At 57.6% G+C, this 15,701-nt stretch carries 12 protein-coding genes and 2 pseudogenes; 10 read left to right on the top strand and 4 right to left on the bottom strand.

The window, feature by feature from the left end; genetic code table 11:
• The first annotated feature begins 766 nt into the window (after window positions 1-766).
• The 4 genes from LB557_RS25725 to LB557_RS25710 are packed head-to-tail and all read left to right on the top strand — an operon-like array spanning window position 767 to window position 5,792.
• Complete coding sequence (locus LB557_RS25725; protein ID WP_027033239.1) at window positions 767-2,017, top strand: sarcosine oxidase subunit beta family protein; 1,251 nt, start codon at window positions 767-769, stop codon at window positions 2,015-2,017.
• Between the two features lie 7 nt (window positions 2,018-2,024).
• Window positions 2,025-2,315 (top strand): sarcosine oxidase subunit delta, encoded by a 291-nt coding sequence (locus LB557_RS25720; RefSeq protein ID WP_027033240.1) that lies wholly within the window; start codon window positions 2,025-2,027, stop codon window positions 2,313-2,315.
• Window positions 2,312-5,245, top strand: a complete 2,934-nt coding sequence (locus LB557_RS25715; protein ID WP_027033241.1) for a sarcosine oxidase subunit alpha family protein — start codon at window positions 2,312-2,314, stop codon at window positions 5,243-5,245. The genes LB557_RS25720 and LB557_RS25715 overlap by 4 nt, the downstream gene beginning before the upstream one ends.
• Window positions 5,238-5,792, top strand: a complete 555-nt coding sequence (locus tag LB557_RS25710) for a sarcosine oxidase subunit gamma (RefSeq protein WP_027033242.1) — start codon at window positions 5,238-5,240, stop codon at window positions 5,790-5,792. Before LB557_RS25715 ends, LB557_RS25710 begins: the two co-directional genes overlap by 8 nt.
• A 510-nt stretch (window positions 5,793-6,302) precedes the next feature.
• Here LB557_RS25710 and LB557_RS25705 read toward each other — a convergent pair.
• Both LB557_RS25705 and LB557_RS25700 read right to left on the bottom strand, forming a co-directional pair.
• Window positions 6,303-6,776, bottom strand: a complete 474-nt coding sequence (locus LB557_RS25705) for an IS630 family transposase (protein ID WP_051371482.1) — start codon at window positions 6,774-6,776, stop codon at window positions 6,303-6,305.
• A gap of 84 nt (window positions 6,777-6,860) precedes the next feature.
• The gene (locus LB557_RS25700; protein ID WP_152536278.1) at window positions 6,861-7,253 is read right to left on the bottom strand and encodes an IS630 transposase-related protein; all 393 of its coding nucleotides are present in this window, start codon (window positions 7,251-7,253) and stop codon (window positions 6,861-6,863) included.
• Between the two features lie 552 nt (window positions 7,254-7,805).
• Here LB557_RS25700 and LB557_RS25695 point away from each other — a divergent pair.
• The 3 genes from LB557_RS25695 to LB557_RS25685 all read left to right on the top strand — a co-directional run bounded on the left by LB557_RS25695 (window position 7,806) and on the right by LB557_RS25685 (window position 11,276).
• Window positions 7,806-8,942 (top strand): M24 family metallopeptidase, encoded by a 1,137-nt coding sequence (locus tag LB557_RS25695; RefSeq protein WP_080680519.1) that lies wholly within the window; start codon window positions 7,806-7,808, stop codon window positions 8,940-8,942.
• Between the two features lie 21 nt (window positions 8,943-8,963).
• Window positions 8,964-9,674, top strand: a complete 711-nt coding sequence (locus LB557_RS25690) for a gamma-glutamyl-gamma-aminobutyrate hydrolase family protein (protein WP_080680393.1) — start codon at window positions 8,964-8,966, stop codon at window positions 9,672-9,674.
• 201 nt (window positions 9,675-9,875) lie between these two features.
• The gene (locus tag LB557_RS25685; RefSeq protein WP_080680520.1) at window positions 9,876-11,276 is read left to right on the top strand and encodes an MmgE/PrpD family protein; all 1,401 of its coding nucleotides are present in this window, start codon (window positions 9,876-9,878) and stop codon (window positions 11,274-11,276) included.
• A 152-nt stretch (window positions 11,277-11,428) separates the two neighbouring features.
• On the opposite strand, the pseudogene LB557_RS25680 reads toward LB557_RS25685, so the two are convergent.
• Window positions 11,429-11,742: pseudogene (locus LB557_RS25680) on the bottom strand (glycine C-acetyltransferase); the annotation flags it as partial.
• 266 nt (window positions 11,743-12,008) lie between these two features.
• Here LB557_RS25680 and LB557_RS25675 point away from each other — a divergent pair.
• A complete protein-coding gene (locus LB557_RS25675; protein WP_158673669.1) occupies window positions 12,009-13,166 on the top strand; it encodes a M24 family metallopeptidase in 1,158 nt (385 codons plus the stop codon).
• A 107-nt stretch (window positions 13,167-13,273) separates the two neighbouring features.
• Here the strand turns inward: LB557_RS25675 and LB557_RS25670 are convergent.
• Window positions 13,274-13,491: pseudogene (locus tag LB557_RS25670) on the bottom strand (D-amino acid dehydrogenase); the annotation flags it as partial.
• 423 nt (window positions 13,492-13,914) lie between these two features.
• Between LB557_RS25670 and LB557_RS25665 the strand changes: the two are divergent.
• Window positions 13,915-14,370, top strand: coding sequence for an Lrp/AsnC family transcriptional regulator (locus LB557_RS25665; protein ID WP_027033248.1), 456 nt, complete (start codon window positions 13,915-13,917; stop codon window positions 14,368-14,370).
• 322 nt (window positions 14,371-14,692) lie between these two features.
• Window positions 14,693-15,652 carry an aminotransferase class IV gene (locus tag LB557_RS25660; RefSeq protein ID WP_027033249.1) on the top strand — a complete coding sequence of 320 codons (960 nt, stop codon included), beginning with the start codon at window positions 14,693-14,695 and terminating at the stop codon, window positions 15,650-15,652.
• The last annotated feature ends 49 nt before the right edge of the window (window positions 15,653-15,701 follow it).

Raw genomic sequence — 15,701 nt, 5'->3', positions numbered from 1 at the left:
GCCTCGGCAAAACCTGAGAGGCTGCTGAACATGTCGGCGGCTCGCGACGGTGAGATGTCAATGTCCGCCAATACTGGGTGGCTCTATATTCGATCGAAAGCGCCCGAGGCATCCTCCGCATGATGCCTCGGGCGGGACGAGGGGTGCGGTAGCCCGTCTGGCGCACTCCGCGCCCCCCAAGGTCTGCTCGCTTACTGAGACGTAATTCCCCCCAAAGCCACCAGGCCAGGTCACACAGCCATCAGCACATGGCCCCGTCGAGGTCGATTGCTTGCGACAATGCCGAGCCTTGATTGTCATTCAACAGCGGCGGCTTAACCGGAGATTCTGCCGTTACTTAACCCATTGGAACCGCACTTATTGACCTGCACCACCTAGTCCTGCTTGAGCCGCACCGTGGCCCTGCGGGGCAGCGCTGCATCTTCACCAGAGCCACATCATAGCTCGAACCGATCGCCGGCAAACTGCCGCGCTTGACTGGCATTATTCGCCTGTCATGACAAAGCCTTAGGGTATCCTCATCAAGGTAGCCCAAAAGAGATCGCCTAACCCATCGCAACATTCAATGCGCCAAGTGCGGTCCGCGTGGCGCAATTCGTCATTCGACGCCCTTTTTTGACACGTCACGAACAGATCCTCAGATTTTTTGCGATACCCCCGCCATTTTCGCAGTGGTACACCTTTTCTGCCACATTCGGACATCTCGAAACTGCGTGTCTTGGGTGACGGAGTTGTAGTTCTGACGTTGCTATCGAGGAATCCCGCTGTGAGATTTTCAGGCTTTCGCGTTCTTTCTGAAGCGCTCAAAGGTCATTCTGGATGGAAACCTTTATGGCGCAATCCTGATCCGCAGCCGTTTTACGATTACGTCATCGTTGGCGGCGGCGGGCACGGCCTCGCGACGGCTTATTACCTGGCCAAGACCTTCCGGCAATCCCGTATCGCCGTTTTGGAAAAGGGTTGGTTGGGATCCGGGAATGTTGGCCGAAACACGACAGTCATCCGTTCGAACTACCTACTGCCCGGTAACGGGCCGTTCTACGAGTTTTCACTGAAGCTCTGGGAGGGGCTGGAGCAGGAACTGAACTTCAACTCGATGGTCTCCCAGCGCGGCGTCATTTACCTCTTTCACTCGGATTGGCAGCGAGATGCGTATCGACGCCGCGCCAATTCGATGGCGCTCGCCGGTGCGGACGCGCGCCTGTTAAGCCGCGAGGATCTCAAGGCGATGCTTCCTTTCTTGAACTACGACAATGCGCGCTTTCCGATCCATGGCGGCTTTATGCAGCCACGCGCGGGGACGGCACGGCATGACGCTGTCGCTTGGGGCTACGCTCGTGGCGCCGATCTGTACGGTGTGGACCTTATCCAGAATTGCGAGGTGACAGGTTTTCGCATCGTTGATGGCAACATCCGTGGTGTGGAGACCTCGCGTGGCTTCATCGGTGCCAACAAGGTCGGCGTGGCAGTGGCGGGCTCCTCGAGCCGCGTCATGGCGATGGCGGGGATGCGCCTTCCGATCGAGAGCCATGTCCTGCAGGCGTTCGTCACGGAAGGTCTCAAGCCCATTATTCCTTGTGTTATCATGTTCGGCGCGGGGCACTTCTATATAAGCCAATCCGATAAGGGCGGCCTCGTCTTCTGTGGCGAAATCGACGGCTACAATTCCTATGCGCAGCGTGGGAACTTGCCGATGGTGGAGGATGTCTGCGAAGGCGCCATGGCCGTGATGCCGATGATCGGTCGGGTGCGGCTCCTGCGGCAATGGGGCGGCGTTATGGACATGTCGATGGACGGCTCGCCAATCATCGACCGCACGGGCATCGAAGGCCTTTATTTTAACGGGGGCTGGTGCGTTGGGGGTTTCAAGGCGACGCCCGCCAGCGGCCACGCCTTCGCCCATCTTCTTGCGACCGATACGCCTCATGAGACTGCGCGCGCTTACCGACTCGATCGCTTCGCAAGAGGATACTTAATCGATGAAAGCGGCGCTGGTGCGCAGCCGAACCTACAGTGAGGTCAAAATGCTCATTCCCCATCCAGTTCTGGGTTTGCGCGATGCAAGAGAATTTGCCTATCTCGGAGACGCCCGGCTTATCGACCGTCCAGACCCATCTGCACCCGATGCCGAGGCCGCCTTTTGCGACTATGTATACTTGCGCGACAATCCAGCGGGCGCGCACCGGGAATTGTGGTTCCACGAGCACGGCGACCACTCCTGGCTGGTCGTTACGCGCAATACGATCACCCACGAAATTCTCGGCGCCGAGTTGGCCCACGACGTGGCCCTTGCGCGCAAGAGGAGCGTAAAATGACGCGGCTCTCAGGCGGATTAATCGACCGTACACAAACACTGAACTTCAAGTTTGACGGAAAACGCTACCAGGGGCATCCCGGCGACACGCTTGCCTCGGCGCTGTTAGCCAACGGCGTTCGCCTGATTGGGCGCAGCTTCAAATATCATCGTCCCCGCGGGGTGTTGTCCGCCGGTTCGGAGGAGCCAAATGCCTTGGTCGAGCTGCGCACCGGCCCGCGACAGGAGCCTAACACACGCGCGACAACGGTCGAGCTGTTCGAGGGACTGGAGGCGCGAAGCCAGAATCGCTGGCCCTCGCTTGGTTTCGACGCAATGGCTATCAATGACCTGTTCTCACCGCTGTTCACAGCCGGGTTCTACTACAAGACCTTTATGTGGCCGAAAAGTTTCTGGGAAAAAGTCTACGAGCCAGCCATCCGTAGGGCGGCAGGACTCGGCAGCATCTCAATGCAGGCCGATCCCGATGCCTATGACAGGGGCTTCCTGCATTGCGACTTGCTGGTGATCGGCGGGGGGCCAGCCGGACTTGCTGCGGCGCTGACGGCCGCTCGCTCAGGCGCACGTGTGATCCTGGCGGAGGAGGATTTCCGCCTGGGCGGGCGGCTGTTATGCGAGACGGAAACACTGGGCGAGGCCCCGCCCCTCGATTGGATTTCAGCGCTGGAGTCAGAATTCGAGAGCCTGCCACGTCTTCGGGTGATGAGCCGAACCACGGTTTTCGGCGTCTATGACCACGGCATCTATGGTGCGGTGGAAAGGGTTTCGGATCATCTTGCGCAGCCAAGAGGCCGCGTACGCCAGACACTTTGGCGCATAACGGCGAAACGTGCCATCTTGGCTGCAGGCGCGATAGAGCGACCCGTCGCTTTTGCGGACAATGACCGTCCCGGCATCATGCTGGCCGGCGCGATGCGAGCTTACGCGAATCGCTGGGCAGCGTGCCCATCCGAAAGGGTCGCCGTCTTCACCAACAACGAGAACGGTCACCGTACCGCCTGCGACCTCGCCGCCAAGGGCGTCGAGATCGCCGCTGTCATCGACGCGCGCCCAGAGGCGAAGGCTCGTGGTGATTACCGTTTAATCGCCGGCGGGGTTGTGACCGGCTCGCGCGGCCGTCTTGGCCTAACCTCGATTGAGTTTCAAACAAAGGGCAGGTCCGAATGGATCGATTGCGGCGCCCTTGGGGTCGCGGGCGGCTGGAACCCGAACGTGCATCTGGCTTCGCACCATCGGGGTAAGCCGACCTGGAATGAGCTGCTGCTGGCGTTCCTGCCTGGCGAGTACGGGCCTTCTGGGTTGCGGGCGGCGGGCGCTGCAGCGGGCCGCTTCTCGACCGCGGAAGCGCTGCGTTCGGGTGCGGAAACGGCGAGATGTGCGTTGGCAGACATAGGGATCACGGCGAAATCTCTTAATTTTCCGACCCCGGAAGAGGATGCATATAAAATCGCACCCGTCTTTCACGTGCCGGGTAGGAGACGCGCCTGGGTCGATTTCCAGAACGACGTGACGGTGAAGGACATCAAGCTCGCCCATGCCGAGAACATGCGGTCGGTAGAGCATTTGAAACGCTATACGACTTTGGGCATGGCGACGGATCAGGGCAAGACCGCCAATGTGATCGGGCTCGCCGTAATGGCGGAGCTCACTGGAAAAACAATCCGGGAAACCGGAACTACAATCTTCCGCCCGCCCTATACTCCCGTGGCACTGGCGGTCCTGGGGGGCGGCGATATAGGGCCGCATTTCCACCCTCCCCACTTGACGCCGACCCATCGGTGGGCCGAAGCCCAAGGCGCGGTATTTGACGAGTCTAGCCCCTGGCGGCGAGCCGATTATTTTCGCCGTAAGGGGGAAACGCACTGGCGCCAGAGTGTAGATCGCGAGGCGCAGGCCGTGCGTAGCGCCGTTGGCTTGTGTGACGTCTCCACGCTCGGAAAGATCGACGTGCAGGGCACCGATGCGGGGCAGTTTCTCGATCGTCTTTACAGCAACATGATGTCGACGCTGAAGGTCGGCCGCGTTCGCTATGGGCTGATGCTGCGCGAGGACGGCTTTCCCTATGACGATGGTACCTGCGCGCGACTCGCCGATGACCACTATGTGGTCACCACAACGACGGGCAATGCGGGCCTGGTTTTCCGAAATATGGATTTCGCCAGGCAATGCCTCTGGCCCGAGCTTGACGTACAGCTCATATCCACGACGGAGGCCTGGGCGCAAATTGCTGTCGCAGGTCCGAGATCGCGTGCGCTGCTCGAGCGGGTCGTCGACGGGTTCGACTTATCGAACTACGCGTTTGCTTTTATGGCTTGCGCGGAACTAACGGTTTGCGGCGGTCTGCGGGCGCGGCTCTTCCGCGTCTCATTCGTGGGAGAACTTGGCTACGAGCTTGCGGTTCCCGCCCGCTACGGGCATGCACTGATGAATCGGCTGATGGAGATGGGTGAAGATCTGGAAGTGACACCTTTTGGAGTCGAAGCGCTATCTGTCCTAGGGATGGAAAAGGGTCACGTCGGTGGAGCCCAGCTTAACGGCCAAACCACTGCCGAAATGCTCGGACTCGGCAAAATGGTGTCGCAGAAGAAAGACGCAATCGGCGCGATCATGTCTCGGCGCGAGGGGCTGGCGGGAAATAAGCGCCGACTGATGGGTCTTCAGCCCGTCGAGCCTGGGAGCAAGATCGTTGTCGGCTCACATCTCTTCGCCGAAGGAGCAGCATTGAACCACGATACCGATCAGGGCTGGATCACGTCAGCCTGCTATTCGCCCCATGTCGGCTCAATGATCGGGCTGGCTTTCCTCGAGAATGGCTATGAACGGTTGGGCGAGGTGATCATGGCTGCGAACCCGGTCGAAGGGGAAAGCGCACGCCTGCGCGTCGTTTCGTCCCATTTCGTTGATGCTGAAGGAGTACGTCTGCGTGGCTAACCTGAGACCGCTCAAGGCGCTGGGCGCCGAAAATCCTCGTTACGCATCGTTTGCAGCGCTGGAGATTCGTGAGAACCTAGATTTGGCGCTTGCCTCTCTAGCGCTGCGCCGGAAAACCGTTGCACCCCAACCGTTCGGTTTGAATTTGCCGAGGCCGGGACGCTGGGTAGCAGATCAGGAAGTGGCAGCTTTCTGGACTGGACCAGGTCAGTGGATGGTTGAAGCCGAAGGCCGCGCCGAAGAGGACTTTGCCGCAGATCTGAAAGAGGCTGCCCGCGGTTGTTCGGTGACCGAGCAAACTGGTGGGTGGGTGGCTGTCGAAATTTTATCTCGGGCCGGCACAGGCCCCCTCGACGCATTGCTGGCGAAGCTAATCAACATCGATCTTGCCGGTTTCGGTCCGGGTCGCGCGACGCGTACAGTCCTTGATCACATGACCTGTTTCGTAATCCGCCGCAGCGAAACCCATGTCGCCGTGCTTGGCGCGCGCTCGTTTGGCGCTTCGCTCTGGCACGCGCTAGAAATTGCCTCAAGGAGGATAGAGTAAGGTAGCTTAGTGCAGGCTTTCCAATTCGCCGAATGGTTGCCAAGCCAGAAAAGGCTCGGACGTTCACGCGCTTTTATAGCAACAGCATTTGCGGATGACTCGTACGGGGTCGCCAAAAGGCGACGAGCCTTACTCACGGCTGTCGCGAGCCGAACGCGGCTTGGCGAGATGGCAATCACGCGGATGGACCTGACGGCAGCGCGAGTTCGGGCTGCGCCGGCGAAGACGCGGGATGCACGGGCGGCACCCCGGACACGGGCGATCGCCCGCGACCGCAAGATAGCGGCGGACACTGGGCATGCATCGGCAGACGCCGCGCCACTGCATGCTTCGCTACAATGCGGGCGGATTGAGCGGCCTTTGCAGCCGCAAATCGCTGGAGCTCCAGGCGCAGTGACGCCGACGCAGAAGGTCGCGTTGGCGCGTTGGTGGAACAGGGCCACGATCCTGGGCGCAAACGGCATGGTGCGCTGGCGGCGCAAAGACCTTAGGCCTTAAAGCGTGTCGCGATTAATTGGCCTCATATCCGGCAGCTTTGAAGAAGTTTCTGCATTCGGCTGGCTGGAACAGATGGCAGATATCGCCGAGAGCCTCGCAGAGGGCATCGAAGCTTCTGGCCGCCTTCTTTCGCAGCCTCGCCTTGAGTTTTGAATAGGCCATCTCGATCGGGTTGAGGTCTGGCGAGTATGGCGGCAGGAACAGGAGCCATGCGCCCCTTTGGCGAACCAGTTGCGCGGCGCGCTCGTTCTTGTGGAAGCCGACATTGTCGAGAATGACGACATCGCCGGGCGACAGTTCGGGAGCGAGCTGAGTTTCGACGTAGCGTTCGAAGATGGCGGCATTCATCGGCGCGTTGACGATCCATGGCGCGACAAGACCGTGGCATCGCAGCCCGGCGATGAAGGTCTGCGTCTGCCATTTGCCGAATGGCGCATGCGTCCTGAAGCGCTCGCCCTTCGGCGCCCAGCCGGTGCGTTTGGTCAGCTTGGTGTGGTCGACGTCTCATCAATGAAGATCAGCCGCGCCAAAGCCTTGTTGAAGAAGCGCTTTCGCCGTCCGATCCACAGCTCACGCGCCTGGCGCACGTCGGCTCGCTGCTGCTCGCTGGCCTGCAGAGTTTTTTTTATGACTGAGCCCCAGGCGATTGAGCAGGCGCCCGACATTGGAGCGGTGCACGCTCACCCCGCGCACTTCCAGTTCGACGCAAAGCTCATCCAGCGTCAGTTCGCCGGCCTCGGCCAACCGCAAGCGGACAAACTCGGCATGCGGCTCAAGCTTCCCGCCGCCCACATGGCCCTGCCGGCGCGCTTCAAGCGAACCGGTCTGCCTGCGCAGGTTGATCAGATTGTTCACAAAGCGAGGCGAAACGCGGAAATGGCGCGCAGCCTCACGGTGACCATGTCCCTCATCGACATACGCAACAACACGACGACGCAACTCAAGCGGTAGCGGCTTGCCCATCGCGGTCTCCTTTCAACCGCAATGAATCACGATCTCAAATCAAGGGGAATCCTGAATCCCTTAAATCGCGACACGCTTTAGGCGGCGGACGGAGGCAATGTTCGAGATTGCAGAAATGCACGGCGGGCGCGCTTCTGGCTGGGCTCGACTTTATACGGCTGACGCCGCGTGCCCTTCACCCGAGGGCGTACGAAGCGGCTATTAGACTAGGAGGACTTAAAAACTCTTCCGACAAAGTAGCGCTGTTTGTCGGGGTCGCCGGGATACTCGGCTGCAGTCGTGACAGAAGATCGCTGTCGGGCCGTCAAAACTCCATAGCTTGGGCATGTGCGTGTGAGCGATCTTCACCAGCGAAACCTCGTACGTTGAGCGCCGATTTCAAATTGGGCCAACTTCTGCAACCGAATTTCAACAAGCACTAAGTTTTGACGGAAACGCGTCTTGTTTCGATATTAACATATGAGGGTTGGCTGAACCATCGGTCCCGGAACCACAAACTGGCACTAACTTTCAACGGAGCTGAGAACAGTGACTGAGGCGGCGAATAGCAGGATGGATTTCCCACTCGAGGAGTATCGTGCACGGTTGCACCGTACCCAGGAGGAAATGGCGAAATACCATCTTCCTGTCCTCTTGCTGCACCAACCAGAAAACATCAACTATCTTACCGGTTTGGATGACGTTATGTACGTCTCCTATCTTGCCTTAGTTGTTCCCAGCCGCGGAAACCCGGTGCTTGTCATTCGCGACATGGAAGTTCCGGCAGCACAAAACACATCGTGGGTAAAAGACTACGTGGTATATCCAGATGCTGCTATCGATCCGCTCCGTGTTTCTCTCGATGCAGCACACAAGGCCCTACATGGCCTAGGTTTGGCAGGCGGACGGATTGGTCTAGATGACCACTCGTGGTTCTTGACCGCAGAACGTTGGAAAATGCTTCAAACGGTGCTGCCTCATGCAAACTTAGTCGCAGAACCGCTGATTGTCGATCACCTCCGCCTGATCAAGTCACAGCGGGAAATAGATTATCTACGTGGCGCTGCTCGGAGCGTTGACGCGGGGATGCGAGTGGGTCTTGATGCGATCAAGGGCGGCGTGTCGGAGCGAGAGTTGGCTGTCGCAGTCTATAGCGAATTGACACGCGCTTGCACACAGGTGCCAGACGGCTGTCAAATCACCTCTGGTGACCGAACAAATCTCATACACGGGTGGTCCACTGACCGACGCTTGGAACGCGGCGATCCTGTTTATTTTGAGCTCAACGGAATTCACAAAGGATACTGGGCGCGCTTGATGCGTACCGCGGTCGTTGGCCCGGCGACTGCGCAGCAGCGCCGTGTAGCGGAGAAAATCATCGGCATTCAAGACGAGGCTATCGCGCTGATGCGCCCGGGCATACCGGCCAGCGTAGTCGATCAAGCTTGCCGCGAACCGATCTTAGTGGCGGGTCTTCGCCAGACCTACACCAACCGTACTGGCTATTCGCTGGGGCTCAATCAACGGCCCTCCACCGCCGAATTGATCCGAGAGTTCCTGCCGGATGTGAAATGGGTGCTGCAGCCCGGAATGGTGTTCCATATGGTGGCGATCGCCGGCGGCATGGGATTCAGCGAGACTGTTCTGGTAACGGAAGATGGGCCTGAACGCCTGACGGGCTTGGACCGTAGACTTTTTGAGAGTGCCTGACGGCTTACCCTGGGGAACAAAATGCGACCACTTGTTGGAATTGTCAGCAACTTTGAAGTCGATAAGAAGGGTTACTTCTGTTTAGAAAATTATGTTCGTGCGATCGAGCAATCCGGAGCGCTTCCAATCATCCTGCCTTATGTTAGTGAAGGCGATGTTGGGCAGTTGCTCGACACATTGTCGGGAATAGTTCTGACCGGCGGTGGGGACTTTCCAACCGAGTTCTACGGTGCGGATCCACACCCAACTGTACAGCGAATGATCCCCGAGCGTGATCGATTCGAGTTCGCTCTCGCCCGGGCAGCGTTTGAACGGCCGGTGCCGGTACTCGGTATTTGCCGTGGCATGCAGATACTGAATGTTGTCGCGGGAGGAACTATCTATCCCCATACTCGGGACGCTCTCCCTGAAGTCGGCGACCATCGTGATGGGACCCCGCTTGAACAGACAGTCCATGGGATTAACATTGAGCCAAATACATACCTCTCGCGACTTGTCGAAAGCCCAAATTTGTCATTCCGGGTCAACAGCTCGCATCACCAGGCTATTGACAGGCTGGCACCTGGTTTCGTCGTTTCGGCACGAGCCGACGACGGTATCGTCGAGGCAATCGAGGCGCCGGATCGGCCCTTTGTCATCGGTGTGCAGTGGCATCCCGAGGCGATGTTCGAGAGCGAGCCTGCGTGCCGGTCACTGATTCAGAACTTCGCCAAAGCTTGCGGGGTCAAGTAAAATCCATAAGGCCAAAGAGCAGCAGTATCGTCGTTTCACTATAGCGGCAGGTAGACGCATGTTGCAAAACGCTCAGCTTCCTTTAGGATGGCAACCCGCTCACTCACATCAATAGCCGCGCGAGTAATGACTATGGGTTGAGCGCAAGATACTTTTTCTTACGACTGCTAAGGCGGCTTATCATGAATATTGGAGCACATCGTGCAGCCCCTTTTAAAACTCGCCGACTTCGTGGCTACCTTTCCGCCGAAAAGTTTGCCTGTGCCAACCACGCAGACGATCTCCACCCTGATGCTCGATCTGATCGGTGCTGCAGGAGCGGGCTTACATTCGCCGCTTGCGAGGGCTGCCAGAGCATCCGCCCTTAATGCATATGGTGAAGGGTCTGTGAGGATTTGGCTGACTAATCGGACATCAAGTGTTGTAGGCGCTGCCATGGCCAACAGCGCTGCCGCCAGCGCGCTTGATATCGATGACGGTCACCGCGGCGCTGCGGGTCACGCTGGCGCCGGCGTTATACCTGCTGCTCTGGCAGTCGCCGAAGCCGTTGGTGGATCATCATCGGAAGTATCGGAAGCAATTGCGCTCGGTTACGAGATCGCTTTGCGCGTCGCAAGTTCCCGCCCCGCGGAATCGGTGGATACCTATGCTAGTGGGCGATGGGTAAACTATGGCGCTGCAGCCGCTGCAGCCCGCCTGCTCAAGTTAACCGCTAACGAGACCGCTCATGCGCTTGGTATCGCGGGCGGCGAAGGCCCAATCGTCTTCACGGCCCCGTCTCCAAAGTTCGAAGGCAGCACGATCAAAGAAGGTATTCCTCCTGCCGTCGTGGCAGGTATTACTGCTGCTTATCGGGCTCGAGAGGGAGCGACCGGCCCGCTCGACCTCTTCAACGACGAGGTTCGTTTTGATCGCAACGTTCTTTTGGGCGGTCTGGGATCGTCTTGGGAGGCGCAAAATTGCTATCTGAAACCTTACGCGTGTTGCCGATACATGCATGCAGCCGTTGACGCTATCATCTCGATGCGTAGACGTGGAACTGAGATCAAGACGCTTCGAATCAACACGTTTCCCCAAGCAATGCGCTTGGCAAACGAGCGCGCCCCAACCAACCTAGAGGGGGCTCAGTACAGCTTCTATTTCAATTGCGCGCTCGCTTCTCTTTACGGCGCTGAGGAACTTCAACCGGTCGCCTTAGAGAGACTCACTGACGAGAGGGTTCTCGAAATTGCTAACCTCATCGAACTCGTCCCGTCGCCGGAATTCGCCACGGCATTTCCTTTTGGTACACCGGCTAGGGTCTTCCTCGATCAGGGTGATGGGGTTCAAGAAATGCTTGTACTGCATCCGCTTGGAGATGTGGCAAATCCGATGTCGAGAGAGCAAGTCATTCACAAGTTCATGAACATCACCGAAAATCTCGGGCGCGAATGGCAGGAGGACCTTGTTGCCGCAGCATTGAATTTCGAGGAGGGGGGACTGTCATATCTCGTTTCATCCCTGGCCGCTCCCAGGCAACATGCCTATCCGACGGCGCGGGGGAGCCGTGGCGATCCGAGCGACCTATTGATGCTGGAAAGGACAGCCGGCTACAGAACTTGAGAGGTCGTCGGCGAGCCGAACCTTGGCGTGTTGGATTGACGGTCCATTTCCACCAGCCGCTCCTTGGGCCTTCACATGCCTGAAGGATTCCGAACTTCCCGATTGGGGATGTCGGACGGCTTCGCCTCGCTTCCTGCAACTCCGCTCCTTGGCTTTCTGCAGTTCAACTTGCAGCGGCCCATGTCGTTATTGGCATAGCGAAAGCCCTTGGCCTTAGAGATGCGCACGCTGTCTATGATCGCGGCACAGTTGAGCGAGTCGGAGATGAAAATCGCTTCGAATAGGCTGCCGTTCGCGTCGAAGCAAGAGGAGTAGAGGATCGTGTCTCCCACACGAAGGAACGACGAGCGCGCCTCGAGCTGCTTATGCGCGACCTATGTGCCGCATGTGAAGCGGACCGACGCAAATACCATAGCTGTAACGGTTGAGAGCCTTTTGCCGGTTCGGCCAACTGGCCGTTCTCGGCAGCCTAAGAGTGTTAGGCGCTATCGCCCGAGGCGACCTCGATTCGCCCGCCTTGTTCCCATCGGAAAACGGATTCACCGCAGCGCATCCAATTGGCACATGATCCCAAGCAGCGCTTCAACTGGACATCGTGGTCCACGACCACGCGGCGCCTATTCGCGCTGACAACCTCGATCCGGTCGGCGCCCGGCAATGACCCTGCCGCCACGCATGTCAGGGTGGCGCAGTTTGGCGAATCGCTATCAGACACAACTAGGAGAACCATTGATGTCCGCCGCATTCACTCGAGAAGAATATCGCCAACGCACACGTCGACTTCGCCAGCGGATGGCCGAGCGCGGCATTGACACGCTGCTCGTCCTGAACGAGTCAAATATGAACTATCTCACTGGCTATGAGGGGTATTCAGATTACGTTCCGCAACTCGCTCTGGTGTCTCAAGACGAAGAAGATCCGTGGCTCATCTTGCGCGAGATTGATACATTTTGCGCGACACCGACCTCCTACCTGCCGGAGTCGCGCGTCCTAAGCTATCCCGAGCAATATATTGGTTCCAGCGAGCGCACGCCGTGGCAACCGATAGCCGATCTTATCAGGGAGCGTTCCAAATCTAATCGGCTCGGCGTTGAAATGGGGGCGAAAATTCTTGGCATGAAATCTTATGCCGCTCTTGCCAACAATCTTGACATGTCGAAAGCGATTGATGCGGATGGCATGGTTGCCACGCTGCATCGAGTAAAATCGCCGGCAGAACTCGCCTACATGGAACAGGCTGGGAAGATTGCCGACAGGGCCTTGCAAGCCGGTCGGCTTGAGATTTCTGTGGGCGCGCGCGAGTGTGACGTGGCTGCCGCAGTTCAAAGTGCTCTCATTAGAGGAACTCCAGAATTCCCTGGCGGGCCTTGCTATGGCGCTCTCACCATGCCCGTTGGCTCCCCGGCCAATGCACCTCATCTCAAGTGGTCCGATGCCACCTACAGGTTGGGATGTCAGACAAATTTTGAGATTGGCGCCTTTCGACACCGTTATGCATGCGCATTGTCGAGGACGATTTTCTTGGGTGAGCCAAGCGCTCGCGCACAACATCTACATCGAGCAGCGCTGGACGGCTTTCTCTCGGAGTTCGACGCAATTCGGCCGGGCGTTAAGTGCTCCGATGTCTCCCACGCGTTTAAGCGAGCATTCGAACCCTATGGCGTGCGTAAAGAGTCCAGGAGCGGTTACTCCACGGGTATCGACTGGAGTGGTGATCTCAGCTTCAATCCCGACGATCACACCGTGATCGAAGCTAACATGACCTTCCATGTCCTTATTGGCATTTGGGAGAAAGAAGACGGCTACATCTTCAGTGAGACCGTCCGCGTCACTGAGACTGGTGCGAAGTCGCTGAGCAACATGTCGCGTAAACTGCTCGTGAATTACTGACCTCGATTGGTTGACGATACGGGCGTGCCTTCTGTGACCCGCGCCGGGGTCGACTTCACGGAGGCAGAGTGTCTAAGTTGAGCGCTCTGCTTGCCGGAGAGCGGCAAGTTGATGGCATACCGTCCGGACGTGCAGTTGAACAATATCTTCACCAGCCAGGAGAGCATGGCGTGGACGATCTTGGGCCGCTGGATGATCGGTGCATGTTCCATGAATAGCCACTTGATGGCTTTCTGCGGAGTACCAGGGGCGGCCTAGGGTGAACAATAGCCGCACGAAACTACGCCGGCATGGGCAAAGCAGGGTTCCAGCGCCGGACCTTTTGCTGGCCGATGATCGTCACCTCATGGCATCCGATTCAAAACCACTACCCTTCTCCATAAACAGGAGCAGACTCCAAAATGCGACTGTCAGTTATTGCCGACGTGTCCCGCAACGCCCTTAACTTGGCCAATATCCTCACTCCGAGGCGACCAGCCACACTCGGAAGCGGCGCGAGGTGAGAATTTCGCCGATACGCCTAGCTGACCAAACTCCAAGGTTGGTAGCCAAACCGGCAGCTGGTATTCAACCACCCTGTCGAAAGCACTCGCTGACATCGTTGCATGATTCCAGTCGACTTGAAACCTACATTGCATCGCCTGGCAAAAGGTGGCGCGTGCTTTGTAGAAAACCATGCGTTAAGATAGTTTGCGGTACCTCGGCGCTGTCGATAGTTTGCCGAGTATAATGCCGGAGCTGCACGAACATGTTGGATGATCTCGATCGACGCCTCATCGCCGCACTTCAGAAGAACAATAGATTGTCCTTTGCGGAACTGGCTGAGCTCGTAGGTTCTTCGGCAGCCTCGTGCATGCGGCGCGTCAATAAGCTCCGAGCGGACGGAGTGATAATAGCCGATATAGCGCTAGTCGATCCGAAAGCGCTTGGGAAATCCCTGACCGTTGTTGTAAATGTGGAACTAGACCGGGAACGCTTAGATCTTGTCGACGAGTTCAAGCGCGCCATGCGCGCCGCAAAGGAGGTAACTCAATGTTACATGGTAACGGGCGAGGCAGATTTCGTTCTGATCGTCACAGTGGAGGACGTAGAAGCGTTCGATGTGTTTGTGAAGACCAAGCTCTATACTAATCCAAACGTTCGCAAGTTTAGAAGTATGATCACGCTCGACCGTGTGAAGTTCGAACCTCGCATTTTGGTCTAAGGCTTATTTACGCTGATTTTTTTTGCCAGCAGACGGTGTTTTTTGAAGCGCCTATTGCGCTTGCGGTGCCGATTTGATCGTGCGTGCGCATAATTTGATGCAATGAATAGGTGCACTGGCGTTTTGCCAGCATGTATGAACTAGCGGCTTCGGTCCTCTTGTTCGTCACGCGAACGTTAGACATTCCAGACCTAACGGGATCTTAGAGCGACCCATTAGCAGCAACAAGGTTTCGCGTGGAAAGTACATGAGGTCCCTTGGGACGGCATGAGGTCAGACGCGCGCAGAGATCTTGGCGTAGCCACGTTTAGAGGAAGAAAACATGACACTTGCCACGACAGACGCGACGGTGGGAGTTCCGGAAGTCGAAACTACCCATAAGGATACCCGGCGTTATCCTCACGGTGTCGCCTTCATGGACGGACAGTACCTCCCAATGTCTGAAGCGAAGATCTCTGTCCTTGACTGGGGTTTCCTGCACTCTGACGCTACTTACGATACCGTGCACGTCTGGGAAGGGCGATTCTTCAGACTGGACCTTCATCTTGATCGCTTCTTCAGGGGGATGGATCGTCTCCGAATGAAGCTGCCCTATCATCGCCGAGAGGTCGAACGGGTTCTTTCAAACTGCGTCGCTCTGTCTGGACATAAATCAGCCTATGTTGAGATGATCTGCACGCGGGGAGGTTCGCCGACATTTAGCCGCGATCCGCGCGAGGCCGAGAATCGGTTCATTGCCTTTGCTGTGCCGTTTGGTTCGGTTGCCAACAAAGAACAGTTGGAGCGTGGTCTCCACGTTGGCGTAAGCGAAACTGTCCGAATTCCGCCGAAGTCAGTGGATCCGACGATCAAGAATTACCACTGGCTTGACTTGGTCAGAGGTCTTTACGATGCTTACGATGTGGGGGCGGAAACGGCGCTCATAATGGACACCAACGGCAATATTGCGGAAGGTCCCGGCTTTAATGTCTTCACCGTTAAGAACCGTCAGCTGAAGACACCAGCCTTTGGGGTGCTTCCAGGAATAACGCGGCAGTCCGTTTTCGACCTGTGTGGGGAAGTGGGACTTGCGGTGACGGCTGCAGACCTACCTCGTCTTGAACTGGGCGAAGCCGATGAGGTGTTCATCACCTCCACCGCAGGGGGGATCATGCCCGTGACGCGCGTTGATGGTTCATCCATCGGCAGCGGTAAAGTTGGCGTCGTGACCCGGCAGCTGATGGACCTCTACTGGCAAAAGCATTCCGATGATGCTTGGTCTACCCCCGTTAAATATGCGTAACTAGTCGAGCGTTAAGCAGACGGCTCCGATCTCGGGGGAGTTGCGCAAG

This window comes from Mesorhizobium sp. BR115XR7A (assembly GCF_020165315.1).
Taxonomy (GTDB): Bacteria; Pseudomonadota; Alphaproteobacteria; order Rhizobiales; family Rhizobiaceae; genus Mesorhizobium; species Mesorhizobium australicum.
This window is presented reverse-complemented; position numbering and strand designations above follow the sequence as displayed.